21 protein-coding genes are annotated in these 22,955 nt (G+C 67.3%); 8 read left to right on the top strand and 13 right to left on the bottom strand.

What is annotated here, in order from left to right; genetic code table 11:
• Positions 1-3 precede the first annotated feature (3 nt).
• From ACLJPD_RS19820 to ACLJPD_RS19830, 3 genes are read right to left on the bottom strand one after another with little or no spacing between them, the layout of a single operon-like run.
• Positions 4-3,405, bottom strand: a complete 3,402-nt coding sequence (locus ACLJPD_RS19820) for an SDR family NAD(P)-dependent oxidoreductase (protein WP_410873973.1) — start codon at positions 3,403-3,405, stop codon at positions 4-6.
• Positions 3,398-4,711 (bottom strand): polyketide synthase, encoded by a 1,314-nt coding sequence (locus ACLJPD_RS19825; RefSeq protein ID WP_410873975.1) that lies wholly within the window; start codon positions 4,709-4,711, stop codon positions 3,398-3,400. Before ACLJPD_RS19825 ends, ACLJPD_RS19820 begins: the two co-directional genes overlap by 8 nt.
• Positions 4,708-5,460 (bottom strand): thioesterase II family protein, encoded by a 753-nt coding sequence (locus tag ACLJPD_RS19830; protein WP_410873977.1) that lies wholly within the window; start codon positions 5,458-5,460, stop codon positions 4,708-4,710. The genes ACLJPD_RS19825 and ACLJPD_RS19830 overlap by 4 nt, the downstream gene beginning before the upstream one ends.
• Positions 5,461-5,717: 257 nt before the next feature.
• On the opposite strand from ACLJPD_RS19830, the gene ACLJPD_RS19835 reads away from it, so the two are divergent.
• Positions 5,718-6,374: a GNAT family N-acetyltransferase gene (locus ACLJPD_RS19835; RefSeq protein ID WP_410873979.1), complete on the top strand. Its 657-nt coding sequence runs from the start codon at positions 5,718-5,720 to the stop codon at positions 6,372-6,374.
• 63 nt (positions 6,375-6,437) lie between these two features.
• Here the strand turns inward: ACLJPD_RS19835 and ACLJPD_RS19840 are convergent, their stop codons facing one another.
• Positions 6,438-7,721 carry a SidA/IucD/PvdA family monooxygenase gene (locus ACLJPD_RS19840; RefSeq protein ID WP_410873981.1) on the bottom strand — a complete coding sequence of 428 codons (1,284 nt, stop codon included), beginning with the start codon at positions 7,719-7,721 and terminating at the stop codon, positions 6,438-6,440.
• Between the two features lie 104 nt (positions 7,722-7,825).
• Here ACLJPD_RS19840 and ACLJPD_RS19845 point away from each other — a divergent pair, with 104 nt between their 5' ends.
• Both ACLJPD_RS19845 and ACLJPD_RS19850 read left to right on the top strand, forming a co-directional pair.
• Positions 7,826-8,533, top strand: coding sequence for a siderophore-interacting protein (locus tag ACLJPD_RS19845; protein ID WP_410873983.1), 708 nt, complete (start codon positions 7,826-7,828; stop codon positions 8,531-8,533).
• A gap of 114 nt (positions 8,534-8,647) precedes the next feature.
• Complete coding sequence (locus ACLJPD_RS19850) at positions 8,648-9,994, top strand: alpha/beta hydrolase family protein (RefSeq protein ID WP_410873985.1); 1,347 nt, start codon at positions 8,648-8,650, stop codon at positions 9,992-9,994.
• Positions 9,995-10,034: 40 nt separating this feature from the next.
• Here ACLJPD_RS19850 and ACLJPD_RS19855 read toward each other — a convergent pair whose 3' ends face one another.
• On the bottom strand, positions 10,035-11,765 hold the full coding sequence (locus ACLJPD_RS19855; RefSeq protein ID WP_410873987.1) for an ABC transporter ATP-binding protein: 1,731 nt from the start codon (positions 11,763-11,765) through the stop codon (positions 10,035-10,037).
• Complete coding sequence (locus ACLJPD_RS19860; protein ID WP_410873989.1) at positions 11,762-13,594, bottom strand: ABC transporter ATP-binding protein; 1,833 nt, start codon at positions 13,592-13,594, stop codon at positions 11,762-11,764. Before ACLJPD_RS19860 ends, ACLJPD_RS19855 begins: the two co-directional genes overlap by 4 nt.
• Positions 13,595-14,002: 408 nt before the next feature.
• Here ACLJPD_RS19860 and ACLJPD_RS19865 point away from each other — a divergent pair, with 408 nt between their 5' ends.
• The 5 genes from ACLJPD_RS19865 to ACLJPD_RS19885 all read left to right on the top strand — a co-directional run bounded on the left by ACLJPD_RS19865 (position 14,003) and on the right by ACLJPD_RS19885 (position 19,537).
• Positions 14,003-14,578, top strand: a complete 576-nt coding sequence (locus ACLJPD_RS19865) for a putative glycolipid-binding domain-containing protein (protein ID WP_410873991.1) — start codon at positions 14,003-14,005, stop codon at positions 14,576-14,578.
• A gap of 70 nt (positions 14,579-14,648) precedes the next feature.
• Positions 14,649-15,590: an RluA family pseudouridine synthase gene (locus tag ACLJPD_RS19870; protein ID WP_410873993.1), complete on the top strand. Its 942-nt coding sequence runs from the start codon at positions 14,649-14,651 to the stop codon at positions 15,588-15,590.
• A gap of 126 nt (positions 15,591-15,716) precedes the next feature.
• Positions 15,717-16,451 carry a CPBP family intramembrane glutamic endopeptidase gene (locus ACLJPD_RS19875; protein ID WP_410873995.1) on the top strand — a complete coding sequence of 245 codons (735 nt, stop codon included), beginning with the start codon at positions 15,717-15,719 and terminating at the stop codon, positions 16,449-16,451.
• 206 nt (positions 16,452-16,657) lie between these two features.
• Positions 16,658-17,494 (top strand): SDR family oxidoreductase, encoded by an 837-nt coding sequence (locus tag ACLJPD_RS19880; RefSeq protein ID WP_410873997.1) that lies wholly within the window; start codon positions 16,658-16,660, stop codon positions 17,492-17,494.
• A gap of 135 nt (positions 17,495-17,629) precedes the next feature.
• Entirely contained in the window at positions 17,630-19,537 is a 1,908-nt protein-coding gene (locus ACLJPD_RS19885) for a helix-turn-helix domain-containing protein (protein ID WP_410873999.1), read from the top strand.
• 151 nt (positions 19,538-19,688) lie between these two features.
• Here ACLJPD_RS19885 and rpsQ read toward each other — a convergent pair whose 3' ends face one another.
• The 7 genes from rpsQ to rplB are packed head-to-tail and all read right to left on the bottom strand — an operon-like array spanning position 19,689 to position 22,952.
• A complete protein-coding gene (gene rpsQ / locus ACLJPD_RS19890) occupies positions 19,689-19,958 on the bottom strand; it encodes a 30S ribosomal protein S17 (RefSeq protein ID WP_056818470.1) in 270 nt (89 codons plus the stop codon).
• Positions 19,955-20,194, bottom strand: coding sequence for a 50S ribosomal protein L29 (rpmC, locus tag ACLJPD_RS19895; RefSeq protein ID WP_056818473.1), 240 nt, complete (start codon positions 20,192-20,194; stop codon positions 19,955-19,957). Before rpmC ends, rpsQ begins: the two co-directional genes overlap by 4 nt.
• Positions 20,194-20,610: a 50S ribosomal protein L16 gene (gene rplP / locus ACLJPD_RS19900; protein WP_056818475.1), complete on the bottom strand. Its 417-nt coding sequence runs from the start codon at positions 20,608-20,610 to the stop codon at positions 20,194-20,196. The genes rpmC and rplP overlap by 1 nt, the downstream gene beginning before the upstream one ends.
• Before the next feature lie 3 nt (positions 20,611-20,613).
• Positions 20,614-21,408 (bottom strand): 30S ribosomal protein S3, encoded by a 795-nt coding sequence (rpsC, locus tag ACLJPD_RS19905; RefSeq protein ID WP_062982459.1) that lies wholly within the window; start codon positions 21,406-21,408, stop codon positions 20,614-20,616.
• Between the two features lies 1 nt (position 21,409).
• Positions 21,410-21,823, bottom strand: a complete 414-nt coding sequence (gene rplV / locus ACLJPD_RS19910) for a 50S ribosomal protein L22 (RefSeq protein ID WP_378903835.1) — start codon at positions 21,821-21,823, stop codon at positions 21,410-21,412.
• Complete coding sequence (rpsS, locus tag ACLJPD_RS19915) at positions 21,820-22,101, bottom strand: 30S ribosomal protein S19 (RefSeq protein ID WP_056818481.1); 282 nt, start codon at positions 22,099-22,101, stop codon at positions 21,820-21,822. The genes rplV and rpsS overlap by 4 nt, the downstream gene beginning before the upstream one ends.
• A gap of 14 nt (positions 22,102-22,115) precedes the next feature.
• Positions 22,116-22,952 carry a 50S ribosomal protein L2 gene (gene rplB, locus ACLJPD_RS19920; RefSeq protein ID WP_387211617.1) on the bottom strand — a complete coding sequence of 279 codons (837 nt, stop codon included), beginning with the start codon at positions 22,950-22,952 and terminating at the stop codon, positions 22,116-22,118.
• Positions 22,953-22,955 lie beyond the last annotated feature (3 nt).

Genomic DNA, 22,955 nt, shown 5'->3' on the forward strand with positions numbered 1-22,955 from the left:
CCCTCAGCCCTGGTTGGTGTTCTGTGCCATGAGCAGCACGACGTCGTCGAGCGATGCGCCGCCGAGAATCGCCGCGACCGGCAGGTCGCGATCCAGCTCCGCCTTCACGCGCTTACGGAAGTCCAAGGCCTGCAGGGAGTCCAGGCCGAGCGCGACCAATGGCATGGTGGCGTCGATGGATTCGGCGCTGTCGCCGCCGATCACCTTGAGCAGTTCGGTGCGCATGCGCAGGTCGAGTGGGACGCCGTCGGGCGAACCGGTTTCGGGCGAACCCGGCAGGGCATCGGAACGCCCGGACGAGGTCGCCGACCCCGATCGGACCGCAATGCCCGCACCCGACTGCGTGCCGGAACCATCTGCACTGCTTGAACTGTCCGTCCGCACCCCGGCGGTTTCGAGACCGGTAAGTATGCTGGCCTGCCCGAACGCTCCGAGCACCTCGCGAAGGAAGTCCCAGTCAGCGGCGATGATCATGCCGTCGCGAACCGGCAAGGCGAGCCCGGCTTCGATCGCGTCGGCGGGCACCATCGGGAACACACCTGCCTCTTCGACCCGGGCGAACCCCGCGTCGTCGAGCGGACCGGCCACGCTCCACAGCCCCCACTGCAGGCTCGCGGCGGCGATGCCACGGGCGCGCAGCCTGCGGGCCGCCACGTCGAGCATGCGGTTGGTCACCGCGTACATGACCTGTCCGCGCCCGCCCAGCGTCGCCGCCATCGACGAGCACAGCAGCACACGGCAGTCCACGGTCAGCGCGACCGCGTCGACCAGGTTGTCCAGGCCACGCAGCTTCGCGGCGGCGGCGGTGCGCACGGCGTCGTCGGTGATCTGGTCGAGTTCGGCGTCCACGTAGTTGACCGCGGCATGGATCACGAGATCCACAGGGCGGTCGGCGATCTCGACACCGAAGGCGGCTACCGCGTCGGGGTCGCTGACATCGCAGGACCGCACCGCGATCTCGGTCGCCCCGATGCCACGCAGGCGAGCCAATTCCGGGGCGAGAGCCTCGGTTTCGCCGCTGCGACTCAGCAGCGTGATCCGTCCCGCGCCCGTGCGTGCCAAATGATCGGCGAACCGCAGACCCAGCTGACCGGTACCGCCGACGATCACCACATGATCGAGATCTGTGCCGAGCGAACCGGTTTCACTGGTCGCATCGACGACAAGGCGCTTCACGAACAGCTTGCCCGCCCGCAACGCCAGCTCCGCCTCACCGTTGGAGTGCACCGCACCGACGATCTTGGCGGCCTGCGCGGACGCGGATTCGTTCGCGGCGAGATCGAGATGCCGGAAGCGGATTCCCGGGTGTTCGATGCCGACACTGCGGAATCCGGCGCTGACGCCCGACTGGAACAGTCCGGGAATCGGGTCATCGTCGCGCACCGCCTCGCCACCGACGGTGAGCAGCCAGCACTCCCCGCCTGGTCGCAGCGCGGACAGCGCCGTGGCCCAAGCGCGTTCGGCATAGAACGAGGTCAGCGCTGCTATCGCGCCGGAACTGCCGTCGTCGAGGCTGGGTGGCAGCAGGACGATCACGGCATCAGCCGCGAGTTCGCCACGGGCACTGACGAGCGCCGCCGACTCGGTCGCCGCCACACCCGGCCCCTGCTCGCCGACGATGCGCAGACGCGGCGCGGAGTTCTCAGCACCGTTTCTCTGCACGCCGTGGTGGGGCGCCGACGAATCCGGTGCTTCGGTCGCCGCGGCGGCGAGCTCGCGCGGGCCGACTGCCCGCGCATCGGCGCCGTGCCGGTCGGCCGCGGTCACGAGAGCGGCGGCCAGGTCGGAGCATTCGCCGGTGTGGTCGACGATGAGCAGGCTGCGCGGCGCGGTCAGGGAGCGGCGCTGCAGCGGCGTCCACTGTTCCACCAGCCGTTGGGGTTTCGGGGTGGTGACCGCGAGCTCGGCCGGAGTTTCGTTGGCGCCCAGCGGGGCCCACAGTCGCTTGGGGTTGGTGATGGTGTGGGGGAAGTCGCGCAGCGGGAGGGTGACGGTGTCGTCGACGCGCAGTGCGTCCCAGCGGTAGTCGCTGTCGAGTACGGCGACCTGGGCGAGATTGCGGGTGAACTCGGACAGCCCGGTCGCGGTGCGCAGCGAGGTGCCAAGGACCCGGAAATCGCGCGCGGGCAGGCCGGGACGGTTCGGGACCAAGCTGAGGTTTTCCTGGATAGCCAGCTGCAGCACAGGGTGTTCGGCGACCTCGATCAACAGGTCGACGCCGTCACTGCCCGCGCTGACCACGGCCCGGTCGAACCGGACGCGGTTGCGCAGGTTCCAGAACCAGTACTCCTCCTGCTTGAGGTCGGGCGTGATCTTCTCGCCGAGAGTCGCGCCATAGCAGTCGATCTCGGACGCGAGGAAGTTCGGCGCGCTCATCTCGTCGCCGAGGAAGCCTTCGAAGTCGGCCCGCACCTCGGCGACGATGGAGGTGTGCGCCGGGAAGGCGACCCGGATCTCCCGCGCGAACTGGCCGCGCGCGGTGGCCGCGGCCACCAGATCGACAACGGCGCCGCGCTCACCGGAAATGGCGATGATGTGCGGCGAGTTGACGACCGCGAGTTCGGCCCAGCCCGAGTGCCGCGCCATCAGCGCTTCCACACTCTCGCGGTCCATCCCGAAGACCGCCATCGAATAGCCGCGCGGGGACAGCCGGTCCGCGAGCAGGGCACGATGGGTCACCGCGAGCACCGAATCACGCAGCGTCATCACACCGGAGACCGCGCCCGCGGCCAGCTCGCCCTGGCTGTGGCCGATGGTCGCGTGCGGATCGACACCCGCCGCTCGCCACAGCGCCGCCAGGCCCGTCATGTGGAACATCAACGCGGGCTGCACTTCCCACACCGTGTCCTCGTACTGCCCCTCGTGGCCGAGCAGATAGTGCAGCGGCTGGGAATGTCCGAAACGTTCGGCGTGGATGGCGGCGCACTCGTCGACGACCGCGCGGTACGCGGTCGACAGCTCGTAGAACGTCGCGCCCATACCGGGCCGCTGACTGCCCTGACCGGGAAAGACGAAGCCGATCCGCCGCGCGCTCGCGGGTACGTCGCCGTGCACGACGAGCGCGTGCTCCGAACCCGTCGCGATCGCGTCGAGCACGGACAACAGCTCATCAGCGGCCCGCGTCGGCGAGACTTCGTCCGCGACAGTCACTGACGCGGCGTTGCCCACAGGCGATGCCACGTCGGCCACCGTTGCCCGCGCTAGCGCCGGCGAAGCAAGGATCAGCGCACGGCGGCGACGGGGAACACGAGTGCGGAACAGCATGTCCGCCAGCCGTTCCGGAGTCACTTCGGGGTGCGTAGTCACGTAATCACGCAGCGCGGCAGCCTCGGCGCGTAGTCCGTCGACACTGTCGGAGGACAGCAGGACGGGAACCCTGCCGTCCGGCAAGCGGTACTCAGCCATGATCGATTTCCTCCAGCACCGGCAGGCCGACGATGGCGTGCGCGTTGGTTCCCGCGACTCCGAACGACGAGACCGCGGCGTAGCGCAGGCCGTCCGCGCGCGGTGCCCAGTCGGTCAGTTCGGCGGCGAGCCGCAAACTGGTTGTGTCCCAGTCGATATCGGTGGTCGGGCGGTCGGCCCACAGGCTCGGTGCGATCGTGCCGTGCACGCCGCACAGCAGCACCTTGATCAGCCCGAGCATCCCCGAAGCCGCCTGGGCGTGGCCGGTGTTGGACTTCACCGAACCGAGCAGCGGACCGTCGGCGCGGTCGAGGTTGCCGTAAGTGGCTGCCAGCGCCGTCAATTCGAGTGGGTCGCCGACAGCGGTGCCGGTGCCGTGACCTTCGATCAGGCCGATGTCGTCGGCACTGATCCCGGCCGCAGCGACCGTGTCCTCGATTAACCGCTGCTGCGCGCTTGAGCTGGGTACCGCGATCGGGGCGCCGGAACCGTTGTGGTTGACCCGCGAACCGAGGAGCTGCCCGTAGATCCGGTGGCCGAGGGCCTTCGCCCGCGATTCCCGTTCCAGCACGATGACTCCCGCGCCTTCGGCCCACAGGGTGCCGGTCGGGTCGGCGGCGTAGGAACGGCAATGGCCATCGGTGGCCAGGGCATTGTTCTTGGAGAACTCGTAGAACGCGCCGGGCGAACCCATCACGCACACCCCACCGGCCAGCGCCCACTCGCACTCGCCCGCGCGGATCGCCGAAGCGGCCTGATGCACCGCGGTCAGCGACGACGCGCACGCGGTATCCACGCTGATCGACGGACCGACCAGGCCGAGCCCGTGCGAGATCCGCCCGGCCACCGCACCGAGCGCGGTGCCGGTCGCGCGATAACCGCTGTACTCGTTCACCGACCCCGCCCGTGGTCCGTACTCGACCGTCGAAACGCCCATCCACACACCGGCCGAATCACCGTCCAGCGCACCGGGATTGATACCGGCGTGCTCGAGCGCCCGCCACGCCACCCGCATGGCCACCCGCTGCTGCGGATCCATCGCCACCGCCTCGCGCGGGGTGATGCCGAAGAACTGCGCGTCGAACTCGGTCGCGCCGTCGAGGAAGCCGCCCGCATCGCGGACCGGTGCCCAGCCGTCGAGCCTGCCGAGGGCGAACAGTTCGTCGAGCGGCCAGTCCCGGTCACGCGGGAACGGCCCGATCAGCTCACGCCCGGCCGCCAGCGCGGACCAGAACGCGGGCAGGGTGTCGACACCGCCGGGCGCTTCGACACCCATCCCGACGATCACAATGGGATCGGAATTCATCGCGCGAGCGCCTGGCCGACGAGCGCTTCGGCGATGCCGTCAATGTTCTCGTCGAGGTAGAAGTGGCCACCCTCGAACAGGGTGACCTCGATCTCGGCGGTGGTGCTCTGGTCCCAGCCGTACAGGTCGCGCGGGCCGACGAACGGGTCGTCGTCGCCACCGAGCACCAGCACGGGCGTCGTGACGCGCACCTCGGGGCCGCACGAATACGCGTCGAAGGCACGGTAATCGGCCTTGAGAACGGGCAGCGCCATCCGCATCACCTCACGGCTGGCCAGCACGTCGATGCCGGTGCCGTTGAGTGCGGCCATGTGGTCGAGCAATTCGTCGTCCTCGGTGGGATGGCCGGGCAGCTCGGCGATCCGGTGCGGTGCGGCGGCCGCGGAGACCACCAGCAAACGCACGGACAACCCCGCGGCTTCGGCCAAACGGACGAACTCGAACGCGATGATGGAGCCCATGCTGTGCCCGAAAACCGTCAGCGGTGCGCCGGTGTTGTGCGCGGAGTCGCGGAAGGCTTCGAAAGCGCCTGCGGCCAGCTCGGGCAGGGTTTCCGCCGCGGCTTCGCGGGCGCGGTCCTGACGGCCGGGGTACTGCACGATCGTGGTGTCGAAATCAGCGGCCATACGCTTGGCGAACACCCGATAGGCCGATGCACCCGCGCCCGCGTGCGGGAAGACGATCAGCGGCGGTAGGGAATCGGTCCTGGGGGCCTGAAATTGCCTGATCCAGCCGAGTTCTCGTGCCATGTCGCTCTCCCTCACACCGGTCACGCAAAGCCGCGCGGCCGTTTCGCACTGTCCAACGCCGCGCTCGCGCACGGGCCCACCCGGCGCAGTCGTCCGGGACCGGGGCGAATCCTGTTGCACCCGAATCCGACCCGTTCGCCAGACGGCCCGGCTATTACCGGGCGATCGGTCGGGCAACAGTAACACCCGGCCATTAGTATAGGCTAGCCTTACCAGTTGAGGTGACCAAGGTAACGATTGAACGGAGCACCGAGCAGATGAACCCCGCCGGGACCCCCACCGCGCTGCCCCGCGAGCAGACCGACCTGCCCGCCGAAACGGCCGCGGCCCCCGCGCCCGTGCTGCCCGTCTTCGCGGCACCTTTCAGCCTGCGCCTTGCCGATCCCGACGGCACCGACCCCGAGCTGCTCGCCGAATGGATGACCCGCCCGCACCTGCTCGAGACGTGGGAACAGGACTGGGACGCGCAACGGCGGCGCGAGAACTTCCGCGCCCAGCTGGCCGGAACCTATTCCCGCCCTTGCATCCTCAGCCTCGACTTCGCCGTACTCGGCGAGCCCGAACTCGGCGTGCGCGATATCGCCTACCTGGAGTTCTACCGCGCCGCCAAGGACGAGATCGGCCGCTTCTACGACAGCGATCCCAGCGACATCGGTTTCCACATCGCCACCGCCGACACCGCGGTGATCGGCAAGGGCATCATGTCGGCGTGGATCTCCACCATGGTGACCGCGGTCTTCGCTGCCGACCCGCACTGCCGCCGCGTCATGGGCGACCCCGATCACCGCAACGTGGCGATCGCCCGCAGCCTGACCAAGGCAGGTTTCCAGCTGGTCGGCGAAATCGATGTGCGACCGGACCGTCGCATCGCGCTGTACGCCGCGTCTCGCATGCCGGCGGACCTTCCCGCCTGATTCACCGGCGTAATCGTCCGATTCGCCGCACGGATCGGACGACTACGCCGGCTGTCGAATCGCTCAGCGACTCGCGGCGGCTCGCTCGACCCCGGCGCGCGCCCGCGCGGGCTGCGTCTGGAGCACCCGGTCCGAAAGCTCACCCAGGCAGCTGAGATTCGGGAACCCCGGCCCCTGCGCCATCGCGGCCATATTCGGCAGGTAGAGCTTCCCGGCGAGCCCGCCGACAGCCAGGTCGTAGCCGATCGACGATTCGATCCGCGTCTGCGTGAGCGCCCCGCCGACGGCGAGTTCGAGTTGGTCGGCGGTCCGCTGGTCGAACAGATCGAGGAACCACAGCGGCTGACCACCGGTCGCGTCGACCACCAGGTCGAAATTGTGCACCTGGTCCGCGCGCAACTCGTTGCTCAGCGTCAAGGCCAGCGACTCCCCCTGCGGCGCGATCTTGGTGACCCGTCCCTGCAGGTGATGAACACGGTTGTCGCCCAGCAGACTTTCCTGCACGCGCACCGAGAACACCCCGCGGTCGGTTCGCCGGATCACGTCGCGGCGCTCCTGAACGCTCAGTGCCGCCCACTTCACCGGATCGCTGAACAGCGAGTTCTCGAAGAAGCTCTCGCCACGGGTGTAGAGGGTCGCCAGCGGGGAGATCACCGAGATGGTGAGCATCTCGTGCCGGACCAGCTCGTCCAGCGCCGAACCGCCGGTCTCGCCGCCGCCGATCACCGCGGCGCGCGAGGCGGCGGGCAGGGTGCGTCTGCCTGCCCTGTCCCAGAATTCAGCGATGCTGAGCACGCGCGGATGGTCGAGGAGGGCACGACTGCTGCGGCCGGGGCCGGTGATCATCAGGCCGTCGGCGGTCAGTTCGCTGCGCGCGCCGTCGGCGTCGACCACGTCGACCTGCCACTGCGCGCCGTCGCCGTGACTGATCCGGTCCACGCGACCGAGCACCAGCTCGAGGTCGATGGATTTCGCGACCCACTGCAGATACTTGGCCCAGACGTGGTGCTGCGGACTCGGTCTGCCGCGGTCGATCCACTCGGCGTAGGTGCCGTGTTCGATCAGGAACGTGGTCCAGCTGAAGGCCGCCATCGCGTGGTCGATGTCGCGGTTGCGGCCGCGCGCCCAGGTGGAGTGGTAGGGGAAGCCGATGTCCTTCTCGGGGCTGGTGCCGAGGCGGTGCTGTCCGTCGGTCCAGCCGCCGGTGGGCAGCCAGTTCCCGCCGACGGCGTGCGCCTCCACCACGACAACGCGCGGAGCGGCCATGCCGAGCGAGCGCAGAACGTGCGATTTAGCCGCCACCGCAAGGGCTTTCGGCCCCGCGCCGACTACCAGGAGGGTTTCCACCGGTTCGTTCTCCACTCTCTCGTACTCAGCCCAATATTTGCATAGGCTTACCTTATTTAACCACCGAAGCGGACAAACAAGTGTCGTTAGGCTAACCTAACGACATGGGTAAGGGATTGAACGGTCTGATAACCAAGGCCTGGGGCGGCGCCGACTATCGACTGACGGTGACCTCTAACGAGCAGGTCACCGAAAAGTTCGTCCGCATCGGATTCACCGCCGGTGGTCTGCTCGCCGACCACCCGGTGCACCCGACCCAGTGGATCCGCCTGTGGATTCCCGACGCGACCAGCGACAAGCTGCACCACCGCGGCTTCACCCTGGTCGACCAGAACCCCGCCGACGACACCGTGAGCATCGACTTCGCCCTGCACGACGGCCCCGCCGCCGACTGGGCGCGGCGCGCGAAGCCGGGCGACCCGCTCGATGCCACCGTGCTCGGCTCGGACTTCCAGCTCCCCGAGCAGACGCCGAGCGAATACGTCATCTTCGGCGACACCGCCTCCTTGCCCGCCATCAACTCGCTGCTCGATTCCATCGGTGACACCCCCGCGCGCGTCTGGCTGGAATGGCAGCACGAGTCGGACCAGACCATCCCGGTCCACAACAAGCCCCACCACACCCTCACCTGGTTGCAGCGCGTCGACGACGGCCGCCTGCTGCGCGAGGCCGCCCAGGAAATCACCTGCCCGGCAGACGCCTTCGCCTGGGTGGCGTGCTGCGGCAACACCACCCGCTCGATCGTGAAAACCCTCAAAACTCAGCACGCCCTGCCCAAGACCGCGATCAAGTCGCAGGCCTACTGGAAATGAGGTCATCCTCCGGGATGACCCGCAACGCACCCTGATGCCGATGCGGGCATCGTCGATCCTCGGCAAGCTGGTCGGATAGTCGCCCTCCGGGCTGACCAGATCGAATCGAGAGCCGTGTCCGTCATCGATGCCGTGTTGTTGATTTCCACCGTCGCGTTCGCGATCTCACTGGTCGCGGCGCCCCGGTTCGGCAGGCGGGCGGCGCCGTTCGCATTACCGCTGCTGATCATCGCGAGCCTGGCGCTGTGGGCGCTCGAGGGCTACTGGCACTGGTGGCCGCTCTACCTGCTGATCGCGGTGATGTTCGCGTTCGTGATGACCGATGCCGCGGGCACCCGCCGCAGGGTGGCGTTCCGGGTGGGGATCGGGGTGCTCACGGCCGTGGCGATTGCGCCGTGGGCATTGCCACCGCAGCCGGAACTACCCGAACCCACCGGGCCCTACGCCGTCGGATCGGAGATCTTCCGCTGGGTCGATGAGCAGCGACCGGAGCCGATGACAGCAGCCGATGATCGGCGCAATGTCGTTGTCCAGGCGTGGTACCCGACGGAGGTGGAGTCCGGTCGGCAGTGGGTATATCTCGACGGGCGTGGCCGGTTGCCCGCACGGGTGGCCGGAATTCCGGGATTCCTGCTGTCGGACCTCCTCGTCGAAACCCATGCCACGGCAGACGTTCCGATCTCGGCAGCGAAGGATCGCTGGCCCGTCGTGCTGTTCTCCCCCGGCTACGGCGCACCGCGCGCCTTCTACACCGGCCTGATCGCCGACCTGGCGAGCCGCGGTTTCGTTGTCCTCGCCGTCGATCACCCCTACGAATCCGCGGTGACCGAGCTCGCCGACGGCACCATCGCCACCACCGTCGAGAACATCTCGGCCGACGACCCCGACGGCACCGAGTACATGACCGAGCGACTCGAAACCCGCACGGCCGACCTGCGATTCGTGCTCGATCAACTCGCCCGCCCGGATCAGCTCGGTGTGCTCGCCGACCGAGTCGACCTCGGAAACCTGACCGCGGCAGGCCATTCCCTCGGGGGCGCCACCGCGCTATCCGCGCTGTCTATGGACCACAGGCTCACCGCCGCGGCCAATATCGACGGCACGCTCTACGGCGCGCTGCCCGAGCGCTCACTGACCCGACCGGTCCTGCTGATCGAGAGCGACAGAGCCGAGACCGGACACTCCCAGCGCTATCTCGATGGCAATCGCAGCCTGCTGGAACGGCTGCTGGCGCCGGGGTTTCGGTACGAGATCAGCAAGGCCGATCACTACAGCTTCACGGACGTGCCCCAATTCCTGGCTGCCCCAGTCCGTTTCCTCGTCACGCACCTGGTCGGCGGATCTCGGGGCGCGGCGGACACCCAACGCCTGACCAACGACATCCTCACGCCGTTTCTCCTCGGCAGACACAGCGAGATCGCGAACCATCCGGGAGTCGCGGGCGGACCAGTTCCGCGATAAGCCGCGGGCCGGGTGGCGCGGACACCACCCGGCACCGGTTTTATACAGGCTCCAGGCGCCAGCCGCTGGCTCGTTCGCGCTCGTTCCAGAAGGCTGCGTAGCGACCGTTCTGGGCTAGAAGCTCCGCGTGCGTGCCGCGTTCGGAGATGCGACCCTTTTCCAGGAACAGGATCTGGTCGGCGTGGGCGATTGTCGAAAGGCGGTGCGCGACGACGAGAACCGTTTTGTCCCTGGTGAGTTCATGGATGCCACGGACCACGACGGCTTCGCTGTGCGGGTCGAGCGCGCTGGTCGCCTCGTCGAGCAGGACGATGGGAGCGTCCTTGAGCAGGGCGCGGGCGATCGAAACCCGTTGACGCTCACCACCGGACAGCGAGGTGCCGCCTTCACCGACGGTGGTGTCGAAACCGTCGGGCAGGCGCTCGACGATCTCGTCGACCCTGGCTGCTTCGGCCGCGCGGCGCAGGTCGTCGTCGCCTGCGTCGGGCTTGCCGATGCGGATGTTGTCGGCGACCGAGCGGTTGAACAGGTAGACGTTCTGGAAGACCAGGGCGAGCTGGTCGAGCAGGGTGTCCGAAGGCTGTCGGCGCACATCGTGTTCGCCGACCGACACCACGCCGGAGTTCACGTCGTAGAAGCGGGCGGCGAGGCGGAGCAGGGTGGTCTTGCCCGAGCCGCTGGGTCCGACGATGGCGGTGGTGGTGCCCGCCGGGACGGTGAAGGTCAGGTCGGACAGGACCGGTTCGCCGGAGCGGTAGCCGAAACTCACTTCGTCGAAGACCACCGCGGGGGCACCGGGCGTGACCGGCTCGGTAGGACTCGGCAACGGCGATTCGGCCAGCAGGTCGGTGATGCGATCCGCGGCCGCGGCGGCCGAGCGCAGGGCGGTGCCGAGCTGAGCCGCCTGGTTGACCGGTTCGATGAAGCGCGCGCTCACCGCGATGAGCGCGATCGCCGCGGCGGCCGAGACCGAGCCGTCGGTCACCTGCACGACCGCGATGTAGGCCAGGACCAGGAACACGGCCTGGACGAACAGCGCGAACACGATCAGGCCTGGCACCGTCGCGACCATCATCTTCAGCACCGCCGAACGTTGCTGCACCAGTGCCGAATCCAGCTTCTTGTTGCCGGCTCCGACGGCACCGAAGGCCCGCAGCACCGGCTGCGCCTGCGCGAATTCGACTACCCGCGAATCGGCTTCGGCCGCGGCGGTGTGCAGGCGCGCGTCGGCGCCGGTGTAGGCGCGGTTCGCGAGATTGTTGACCAGGTAGAGCACCGGCGCGGCGAGCAACATCGCCACTCCGATCCGCCAGTCGATGAACAGCATCCCGATCGCGACGACCAGCGGCACGATGATGCCGGTGAGCACCTTGGTGAGCAGATAGGCGATCAGGCCCTGCATCTCCCGCACCTGCTCGACCATCACCCGCGAGAGCGGGCCCGCGTCGCGATCTTCGAACCAGCCCAGCGGCAGAGCGTTCAGTTGATCGCCGAGGCGGGTCTGCAGACCACGCTGCATGCCGAGTCCGATCCGCAGCCCGATCACGGCCTGCAGGAAACCGAAGACGACCACACCGGCCACGGCGACCGTCATCCCGAGCGCCCACAGCCAGGCGCCGCTCAGATCGTCGCCGAACAGCGCTTCCAGTACCGGGACCAACAGCAGGTAGGCGATCGCCTGGAACAGCGCCTGGAGCACGATCACCGTGAGCAGGCGCGGGATCAGCGGGGCGAACTCGTCGGGGACGAGGCGGAAAACCTTGCGAATCATCGTGTTTCCTCCACGAGGGCGAGCGTGCCGAGCGCGGCTTCGTTGATCTCCCAGAGCCGCTGGTACAGCCCGCCCGCGGCGCGCAACTCGGGGTGTGTGCCCTGTTCGACGATGGCGCCGTTGTCCAACACCAGGATTCGGTCCACGCCGGTGATGGTGTGCAGGCGATGCGCGATCACCAGGACCGTGCGTCCCGCCACCAAGGCGGCCAGGGCGTCCTGGACCGCGGCTTCGGATTCGGGGTCGGCGAAGGCGGTGGCCTCGTCGAGAACCAGGACCGGGGTGTCGGCCAGCAGTGCTCTCGCGATCGAAAGACGCTGTGCCTCACCACCGGACAGGGTGGCATCGACACCGATCTCGGAGTCGTAACCGCGGGGCAACGCCAGGATCCGATCGTGGATCTGGGCAGCCATGGTCGCGCGCTCGATGGCTTCGGTATCGGCCTCGGGACTGGCCAGCAGGAGATTCTCGCGAATCGAACCGCGGATCAGGCGGACATCCTGAAAGACGAATCCGACAGTGCGATACAACTGTTCGCTGGTGAATTCGCGAATGTCGCGGCCGTCGATGGTGATTCGGCCCGCGCCGACGTCGTAGAAGCGGGGCAGCAGTTTCGCCAGTGTCGATTTGCCGGAACCACTCGGGCCGACCAACGCGGTGATCGTGCCGGGGGTCAGTTCGAGGTCGATGCCGCGCAGCACGTCATGGCCGGTGCGATAGGCGAATTCGACGCCTTCGAAGCGGACGATCCCGGTCTGGGTGGTGGCCTCGGTCTCGACCGTTTCCAGTTCCGGTGTCTGCATCAGCTCGTGCAGACGCAGGGCCGCGGCACCACCGGCACGCAGGGCCTGCGAACCGTAACCGAGGCCGAGCAGCGAACTGCCGATACCCAGCCCGACCAGCAGGAACGGCAACAGGTCAAGGGGATCTACCCAGCCGAGGCCGACCCCGGCGAGCCCGCCGAGCACCACCACCAGCATGACGAACACCGGCATCACCACAATGTCGGAGGCCGACTGCACGCGAATGATCGGCATCTTCATCCGATGTGCGGCCTGGACCTGGCCGTCGACCGCATCCTGGAACTCCTTGTGCGCCTTGCCCGCCTGACCGAACGCGCGCACCACCTGGATGCCGTCGACGAACTCGATGGTCGCCTCGGCGGTGCGGCGCTCCCAGCGGGTGTAGACGGCGAGCCGGTCACGACCGTCGCGGTCCATGATCTTGCCGAACAGGACGAAGTAGGCGATCAGCGGAATCAGCAGCACCAGGGTGAGCCGCCAGTCGACGGTGAACAGGTAGCCGAGGGTGACCAGCGGGACCACCAGCGCGCCGACGAACTCGAGGCGCGCGTGCGCGACCAGGTAGTGCAGGGCCTCGACGTCGTCGCGCAGGTAGTTCTTCACCTCGCCAGAGCTGCGCTCGCCGAACCAGCCGAGCGGCACGCGGGTGAGCTTGCTCGCGAGCAGTCGGCGCAGGGAGAGTTGGTAACCGGCATCGACGGCGTGTGACCATGTCAGCGCGACGGCTTGCAGCAGTGCCCGCGCTACCAGCACGATCACGGCCGCGCCGAACAGCCACCACACCCGGTCGGTGTCGACCGGGGTGTTCAGCAGTTCACGACAGGCCGCCACGATCAGCAGGAACGGGACCACCGAGCAGACCGACGCGACGGCCACGATCAGGCTCGCCACCGTGAGCATGCCCGATACCGGTGCCAGAATCTCCTTGCGCGCCAGCGCTTCCCGCTGCTTCTGCGCTTTCGCTGCCGCCTTGGGCAGCCGGTTCCCCGACTCCACCCCCGGCGGCGGCGCTACCTGCACCGTCATATCGTTCTCGCCTCTCGACCTGTCCGCGGCAACTCCGCCAAGGGTAGGTTAGCCTAAGTTGAACGGTTGTGGCCTGCCGGGGAAGGTTGTGTGAATTACCAGGCAACCCATCGGCAATTCGTATTTCCGGGCGTAATTTCCTCCCTACCTCTTGATCTCTTTCAGCGGTGGGAGAACGAAAATGTTTGTCACGTCAATCATTTCAGCGATAGCCGATTGCCATTCCGATCCCGGAAAGCTGTCGCCCGACCAGGCACATCGGGCAATGCAGATACATCTCGAATGCAGCGTCGACCTGTGCCGGGTACGACGGCGCGCGCGTCAGGTTCTCGTCGAAGCGAAACTGATGGTGCTCGATCAGCGCGCCGGTTAACGATTGAGAAGTCGAATTCAGGGAATGCGTTTCGCATGTTCACTCCCCTGCCATCTTCGGCCGCGTGGTTACATCGAGACGCGCGTACCGGATTCGAGGTGACGTATTTTCGCGACGACGCGCGCGGCGTTCTCGTCGAAGGGTGTGCGACAGCGGTCGAGGACGGGATCACCTGGGCGATCGACTATCGGCTGCGGCTCGACGGGAGTTGGCATACGCGGTCGGCACAGATCGTCGGGCGATATCCCGAGGGCAGACGAACGGTGACGGTGCAGTCCGACGGGTTGGGGCGCTGGCAGATCGACGGCACGCCCGCGCCCGAGCTCGACGGGTGCCTCGATATCGACCTCGAGGCTTCGGCGTTCACCAATGCCCTGCCGGTGCATCGCCTCGGGCTGGCTGTCGGTGACGCCGCCGACGCGCCCGCCGCCTATGTGCGAGCCGCCGACCTCACGGCGGCTCGATTACCGCAGCACTATCGCCGGATCGTTGACGGAGCCTGTCAGCGCTACGACTACAGCTCTCCCGACTTCGACTTCCGCGCCACCCTGGACTACGACGAATCGGGTCTGATCATCGACTATCCGGGACTGGCGACGCGCACCGCCTGACTGCCGCTCGCCAGCGGGCTAGAGGGGGCCGCGAGCACCCGGCGCCCATCAGCCGACAACACTGTTTCTCATGCGACGTAGGCAGCAGCCGCCGCTGCCGAAACGGCACGGCCTCGATCCCGCTCGACTCCGACTCCCCGAGGACGGGCAGTGGGCGACCGTGCGCGACCACCTCGTCGAGCGGTTGCCGCGGGTGGACCCGGCCCGGATCGACGCGATGCTGGTGGCGGGCGAGATCGTGGATCTGGCTGGTCCGCTGGCACCGGACGCGCCGTTCGTGCCGGGCAGTGCCGTGTGGTTTCACCGCGATCTGCCGATCGAGACCGAGGTGCCGTTCGAGATCGGCATCGTGCACCGCGACGACGACATTCTCGTGATCGACAAACCGCACTTCCTGGCGACGATCCCGCGTGGTCAGCACATCCTGCAGACCGCACTCGTCCGGCTACGCACCGACCTCGAACTCCCCGACCTGATCCCCGCGCACCGACTCGACCGAGTCACCGCCGGCCTGCTGCTTTTCGTGGTGAATCCGGCGCGCCGCGGGGCCTATCAGACGATGTTCCACCGCAAGACCGTGCGCAAGGAGTACGAGGCCATCGCGCCCTACGACCCAGCGCTCGAGCTGCCGCGGACCGTGCGCAGCCGGATCATCAAGGAGAAGCAGGTGCTCGCCGCGTTCGAGGTGGACGGCGAGCCCAATGCCGAGACCGAGGTCGAGTTGGTCGAGCACCGCGACGGGCTCGGGCGCTACCGCCTTCGCCCGCACACCGGGCGAACCCATCAGCTGCGGCTGCACATGAACGGGCTCGGCGTGCCGATTCTCGGCGACGATTTCTATCCGGTGATCACCGATAAGCCGGTCGACGATTACACGCGACCGCTGCAATTGCTGGCGGCTTCGCTCGAATTCACGGATCCGATCAGCGGTGTACCGCGACGGTTCGAGACGCGACGCGCACTACAGGCGTGGACCGATATGGCCGGATGGTCCGGATCGACTGTCGAGTAACTCACAGCGCGGCGAATCCTGTCGATCTTGATGGCCTGATTCCATGCCGCTCAACGCGGGGTCGGCGGGTTGTCCCGCATTCACCTGACCGTTTTCCTTTCGTGATATTTCCGTACACTCGGTCGGGTGCCCGTACCCGCCATCGCCGATTCCCGGCCGAAGCTGCATGCCTACCTCGATATCGCGGTGGTTGTCGTCGTGCTGGCAGGCACCAATCTGATCGCGCACTTCACGACGGCCTTGGCCAATATCGTCATCGTGCCCATCGCGGCGATCGCGCTGCTGGCACTGATGCGCAAGCGGGGGCTCGGCTGGGCGGAACTCGGGCTCTCGCCCAGGCACTGGAAGCGCGGGACGGTGTACGCGCTCGGCGCGGTGGGGATCGTGTTGACCGCGGTCGCGATCGGCGCTCTACTGCCGATCACCAGGCCGTTCTTCCTCGCCGATCGGTACGCGACGATCTCCGGCGCGCTGATCGCCTCGATGATCGTCATCCCGCTCCAAACAGTGATCCCCGAAGAACTCGCGTTCCGTGGCGTACTACACGGCACCCTCGATCGGGTCCTCGGCGTCCGCGGACTCTTCGCCGCCGGTTCGCTGATGTTCGGCCTCTGGCACATCGCGTCCTCCTTCGGCCTGACTTCCGGCAACAAGGGACTGTCGAGCATCGTCGGCGGCGGGCTCCTCGGCCAACTCGCCGGAATCACCCTCGCGGTCGCCGCCACCGCCGCCGCGGGCGTCGTCTTCACCTGGCTGCGCCGCCGCAGTGGCAGCCTGCTCGCGCCCATCGCTCTGCACTGGTCGCTCAACGGAGCGGGCGCACTCGCGGCCGCCATCGTGTGGCACACCGCCCTGCGCTGACGTCGACCGAAGCTGGGTAGTCGATAACCACCTTCTCGGCCGCAGTGTTGTGCGATATCCGAACGCCGCCGGTTCCTGGTGGTCAAGTGTCCAGAAGTTTGCCGCTACAGCTATCGCCGCATCGTGCGGCCTGGAATACTGACCACGATTTCTGGCATGACAACATGCCAGATCAAGCGGTTTCCACCGAGAGGGCATTTTCCCCCATGAAACGTACGCACACCGGACGGGTTGTCGCGGTGACCGGCGGGGCCGCTGGGATCGGGCTGGAGATCGCGCGGCAGTTCGCGGTCGCGGGGGCTCGGGTATGCCTGGGAGATCTGTCGGGGAGTGCGGCGCGCGAAGCCGCGGCGGGGTTGCCCGGAACTGTGCACGGTTGCGAGCTCGATGTGACCGATGAGCGATCGTTTCACGACTTTCTCGCCGTCACCGAGGCGATCCTCGGGCCGATCGATGTGCTCGTCAACAATGCCGGGGTGATGTGGGTCGGGCCGTTCGACGACGAACCAGACAGCGCGACGGCGCGGATGCTCGCGGTGAACCTGCACGGGGTGATCCGTGGGGTGCGGCTGACCGCGCCCGCGATGCGGACACGCGGGCGTGGGCACATCGTCAGCATCGCCTCGATCGCGTCCAAGGTCTCCCCCGCCGGTGAAGCGACCTATGCCGCGACCAAACACGGGGTGCTGGGTTACCTGACCGCGGTGCGTGAGGAATTGCGTGGCAGCGGTGTGCATGTGACGGCGATCATGCCGGGGGTGGTCGATACCGAGCTGGCGGCCGGAACCGCAACGGGCGCAGCACAATTGTTGCAGCCGAGCGATGTCGCCGCGGCGGTGCTCGACGCTGTCGCACGGCCACGGTTCGAGGTGACATTGCCCGCCCATCTCGGCCCGGTGCTCGGCCTGACCGGTGCGCTGCCACTGTGGTTGCGCGACATCGTGTTGCGGCGAACCGTGCCGAATCAAGTTGCGGCGGTGGCCGGGTCGTCGAAACGCGCGTCCTATGAAAAGCGGCTGCTCCGCGGCGATACCGATTCCTGAATCCCGGCGTGTCGCCGCCGGGGATTCGGCGGAATCGTCTCGTTGTCGTTGACCGGGGCACGGTCGGCGTTTACGCTCTCTGGCAATCACACATATGTTCGATAGTCCATATGTTCGAGTGACGGAAGGCGCGGTATGTCCGACGATCGGTTGAGCGAGAGCGCCGCCATCGCGCCGAACACCGAGATCACGGCGCTCGCCCAGCAGGTCGCGACGGCCCGCGACAAACTCCCGCTGCAACACGACACCGCCCTCTACGACGCACTCTCCGACGACGAGATCCGCGCCGAACGCGAACTGGCCGAATGGATTCGGGCCCAGCGCCGCAAACAGCGGCGCCGCGCCATCGCCGACGAACTCGCCGCCGACCAGCGCGACCGACGCACCGGCACCCTCATCCGCCGCACCGACGAAGCCGACGCGCGCTGGCATCGCAAGGCGCTGGCCGCGCGGCGCCGGGTGTCCAGTGCCGACGCCCGGCTCGCGCAGCTCTATCGGCGGGCGGAGTGGTCCTCGCGGGCGCTGATCGGCGTTGTCATCCTCGGGATGGTGTGGGCGGGCGTCAACGTGCAGCACAACCTCGTGCCAAGCGGTGACATGAGCGACCCGCTCTACTGGCTCAGCTTCGGCATCGAGGCGATGATCTCGATCCCGATCATCGTCATCATGATCGCCGCGACCACCGCCGCCCGCTGGGGCCGCGAACTCGACCGCGGCAAGGTCCTGTTGTTCGAACTCGCCCTGCTCGGCACCACCGTCGCCCTCAACGCGGGGCCCCACCTGGCCTCCGGATCCTTCGGCCGCGCAGCCGAATTCGCCATCGCCCCGGTGATGGTCGGCGTGGTGATCTGGCTGCATGCCTGGGTGTCGGCGCGGTACGCGATGTTGATCGAGAGCGCGTCGGTCGAATTGCCCGGAGACTCGGGGTATGCCCATGCCGAACGGCTCGTTTCGACCGCGTTTCCGCGGCAGGCGGCCGGTTCGCTCGGTGACGACAGGCAAGCGCTCGCGCACACAGTGATGAACGGCGTTGCGCCAGAGCTCCGATCGCCGCTGCGTGATGCGGCTGTCGTCGGCTCACCCGCTCCGCATGCCGCCGAGTCGCAGGACACCCGGTCCTCCGCGATGCCCGACAAGGGCTCTCTCGCAGCCGAAACGGATCGCGAGACGATCGCGTCGGCCGAGCAGACGATCACCGCGGATCGCGAGGCGGTCGAATCGCCTGTCCGGCCGGTCGTCCCGGAGCCAGTGGTCCTCGATACCCCGACACCGAGCGCTGAACCTCTCGTCGCCGAAGCCGAAATCATCGCGGCAACGGCCACCGAGCGCGCCTACCCGCACGGCCTGCGCCGCCCCTCCACCGACAAGCCCAACGCCCCCGGCACCCTCGAGCTGATCCACAAGGCCGCGGCCGACCACCGCCGCAACGGCACCGAGCACTCGGCCCGGACGACCAACGGCGCCGCCCCCAGCTTGCGCCGAATACCGGTCACCACCGTCGCCCATGCCACCGCGGGCGACGCCACCGGTACCGACCCGGTTCCCGAGGCGACGATGCACGCCGGCACCGTCGCCCGTGACCCTGATGGCGACACCTCGGCACCCACCGATCCGGTAGCGGTGCACAACGATCCACAGCCAGCCGTCGCAGCGCCGGCGCAGCTGGTCCTGCCCGCCGAACCCGCGGAGCAGTTGGTCCTGCAAACAGAACCAGAGCCGACGCCTGAGCCCGACCCCATCCCCGTCGTCGACCAACTCCCGGAACCGACCCCCGATCCGGTCGACCTCGACGAAGCCGACGAAGATCTCCCCGACGACTTCAACTTCGACGAAGACACCGAAGTCCGGGCCCTGGCTCGCAAGATCGCCCACCGCAGCCCCCTGCGCCTGACCCTCGACCAGATCGAGGAGATCCTCGAGCTCACCGACCAGTCCTGGTCGGCCCGCAGCATCGGCAGCGAAGTCGGCGTCCCGAGCAGCACCGTCACCAACATCGTCGAATTCGCCCACAAGATCCGCCAGCCCTACGCCTTCACCGGCTGACTCAGCAGACACAGCGAAGGCCCGCCCCGGAACATCGGGAGCGGGCCTTCTGCGATGCGACGACGACGGGTCGTCCAACGACGAAGGCCCGCTTCCCCATCGGGGAAACGGGCCTTCGAAGAAACGATCTCGATGGATCGAGGAGGGAGGCTTACTTGGCCTTCTCCAGGACCTCGACCAGACGCCAGCGCTTGGTGGCCGACAGCGGACGGGTCTCCATCAGCTGAACGTGGTCGCCGACGTGGGCGATCTCGTTCTCGTCATGCGCCTTCACCTTGGAGGTGGTGCGAATGATCTTGCCGTAGAGCTTGTGCCGGTGACGGTCTTCCAGCTCGACGACGATCGTCTTGTTCATCTTGTCGGAGACAACATAGCCGCTGCGTACCTTGCGGCTGTTGCGCTCTTCGGTGTTCTCGCTCATGCCGCATCTCCCTTGCCAGCGGGTGCCGTGGCCAGGCCGAGCTCGCGCTCGCGCATGACCGTGTAGATGCGCGCGATCTCGTGGCGGACGACGCGCAGACGACGGTTGTTGTCGAGCTGACCCGTTGCCATCTGGAAGCGCAGATTGAACAGCTCTTCCTTCGACTCACGCAGGCGGGCGACGAGCTCCTCTTCGTTGAGCTCGCGGAGCTCTGCGGCCGGTGTTTCGGTAGCCATCAGAACTGCTCCTCCCTGGTCACGATCCTGCATTTCATCGGGAGCTTGTGCATCGCGCGGCGCAGGGCCTCACGAGCGGTCTCCTCGTTGGGGTAAGACATCTCGAACATGACCCGACCGGGCTTCACGTTCGCGACCCACCACTCCGGCGAACCCTTACCGGAACCCATGCGGGTTTCGGCCGGCTTCTTCGTGAGCGGACGGTCGGGGTAGATGTTGATCCAGATCTTGCCGCCACGCTTGATGTGGCGGGTCATTGCGATACGCGCCGACTCGATCTGACGGTTGGTGACGTAGGCGGGCTCGAGAGCCTGGATGCCGTACTCACCGAAGGCCACCGCGGTGCCGCCCTTGGCCATGCCAGAGCGACCGGGGTGGTGCTGCTTGCGGTGCTTGACCCTACGGGGCATCAGCATGCGTCAGCCCTCCTTGTTCTCTGCCGGAGCCTCCGCCACTGCAGTGGCGGCGCGACCGACCTCGGTGCTGGTCGCAGTGGTGCCAGTGGCACCGGACCGACGAGGACGGCTCGGACGCTCGCGACGCTGGCGATCCGGAGCAGCGGCGGCGGCGGTCACTTCACGACGACCACCGACGATGTCGCCCTTGTAGATCCAGACCTTGACGCCGATGCGACCGAAGGTGGTCTTGGCCTCGTAGAGGCCGTAGTCGATGTCCGCACGCAGCGTGTGCAGCGGAACGCGACCTTCACGGTAGAACTCCGAGCGCGACATTTCGGCGCCACCGAGGCGGCCCGAGCACTGCACACGGATGCCCTTGACGTTCGGCGAACGCATGGCCGACTGAATGGCCTTACGCATCGCACGACGGAACGCCACACGGTTGGACAGCTGCTCGGCCACACCCTGAGCAACCAGCTGCGCATCCGATTCGGGGTTCTTGACCTCGAGGATGTTGAGCTGAACCTGCTTCTTGGTGAGCTTCTCCAGCTCGGAGCGGATGCGATCGGCTTCCGCTCCACGACGACCGATCACGATGCCGGGACGCGCGGTGAAGATATCCACACGGACGCGATCACGGGTGCGCTCGATCTCGACCTTCGAGATGCCTGCCCGCTCCATGCCAGTGGCGAGGAGCTTGCGGATCTGAACGTCTTCCTTCACGTATTCCGCGTACTGCTTGTCCGCGTACCAACGCGACTTCCAGTCGGTGGTGATACCGAGGCGGAAGCCATGGGGGTTAATTTTCTGTCCCATGTTACTTTGCCCCTCCCTTCCGGCGGCTACGAGTGGCAGCGCCGGTGGTGGGCACGCTCTCGACCTCGATGGTGATGTGGCTGGTGCGCTTACGAATCCGGAACGCACGGCCCTGGGCCCGCGGCTGGAAACGCTTCATGGTGGCGCCCTCGTCGACAAAAGCAGTCGAGATGACCAGGGTGGCCGGGTTGAGGCCGAGGTTGTTCTCGGCGTTCGCCGCGGCCGAAGCCACGACCTTGGCCACGGGCTCGCTGGCAGCCTGCGGTGCGAACCGCAGGATGGCCAGCGCGTCCTCGACGCGCTTGCCGCGGACCAGGTCCACGACGCGACGGGCCTTCATCGGGGTGACCCGAACGTGCTTGGCGGTGGCGCGCGCAGTCGGGTTCTGAACCGTATCTGTATTGGTTTCAGTCATCGCCGCTTGCTCTTCCGGTCGTCCTTGACGTGGCTCTTGAACGTCCTGGTCGGCGCGAATTCACCGAGCTTGTGGCCGACCATGTTGTCCGAGATGAACACCGGGACGTGCTTGCGACCGTCGTGGACGGCGAAAGTGTGTCCGATGAAATCGGGGATGATGGTCGAGCGACGCGACCAGGTCTTGATGACCTGCTTCGTGCCCTTTTCGTTCTGCACGTCCACCTTCGCGAGGAGGTGGTCGTCGACGAACGGGCCCTTCTTGAGGCTGCGTGGCATTTCTTACCTCCTCCTTAGCGCTTCTTGCCGGTCTTACGACGGCGAACGATGAGCTTGTCACTCGGGCGGTTGGGCTTGCGGGTACGGCCTTCAGGCTGACCCCACGGGGAGACCGGGTGGCGACCACCGGAGGTCTTACCCTCACCACCACCGTGCGGGTGGTCGACCGGGTTCATGACGACACCACGGACGGTGGGACGACGGCCCTTCCAGCGCATACGGCCGGCCTTGCCCCAGTTGATGTTCGACTGCTCGGCGTTGCCGACCTCGCCGACGGTGGCGCGGCAGCGCACGTCGACACGGCGGATTTCACCCGACGGCATACGAAGGGTCGCGTACGGCCCTTCCTTGCCAAGCAGCTGAATGCTCATTCCAGCGGAACGAGCCATCTTGGCGCCACCGCCCGGACGCAGCTCCACGTTGTGAATCGTGGTACCGGTCGGGATGTTGCGCAGCGGCAGGTTGTTACCCGGCTTGATGTCGGCCGTGGGGCCGGACTCGATCGGGCTGCCCTGCTTGATGCCCTTCGGCGCGATGATGTAGCGCTTCTCGCCGTCGGCAAAGTGCAGCAGTGCGATGTTGGCGGTGCGGTTGGGGTCGTACTCGATGTGAGCGACCTTGGCCGGGATGCCGTCCTTGTCCAGCCGACGGAAGTCGATCAGACGGTAGGCACGCTTGTGACCGCCACCGCGGTGACGCGTGGTGATGCGACCGTGCGCGTTACGACCACCGGTTTTGGTGAGCGGGCGCAGCAGCGACTTCTCCGGCGTCGACCGGGTGATCTCGGCGAAGTCCGAGACGCTGGAGCCACGACGGCCCGGCGTAGTCGGCTTGTATTTACGGATTGCCATGAG

It is taken from the genome of Nocardia sp. A7 (assembly GCF_046549215.1).
Classification (GTDB): domain Bacteria; phylum Actinomycetota; class Actinomycetes; order Mycobacteriales; family Mycobacteriaceae; genus Nocardia.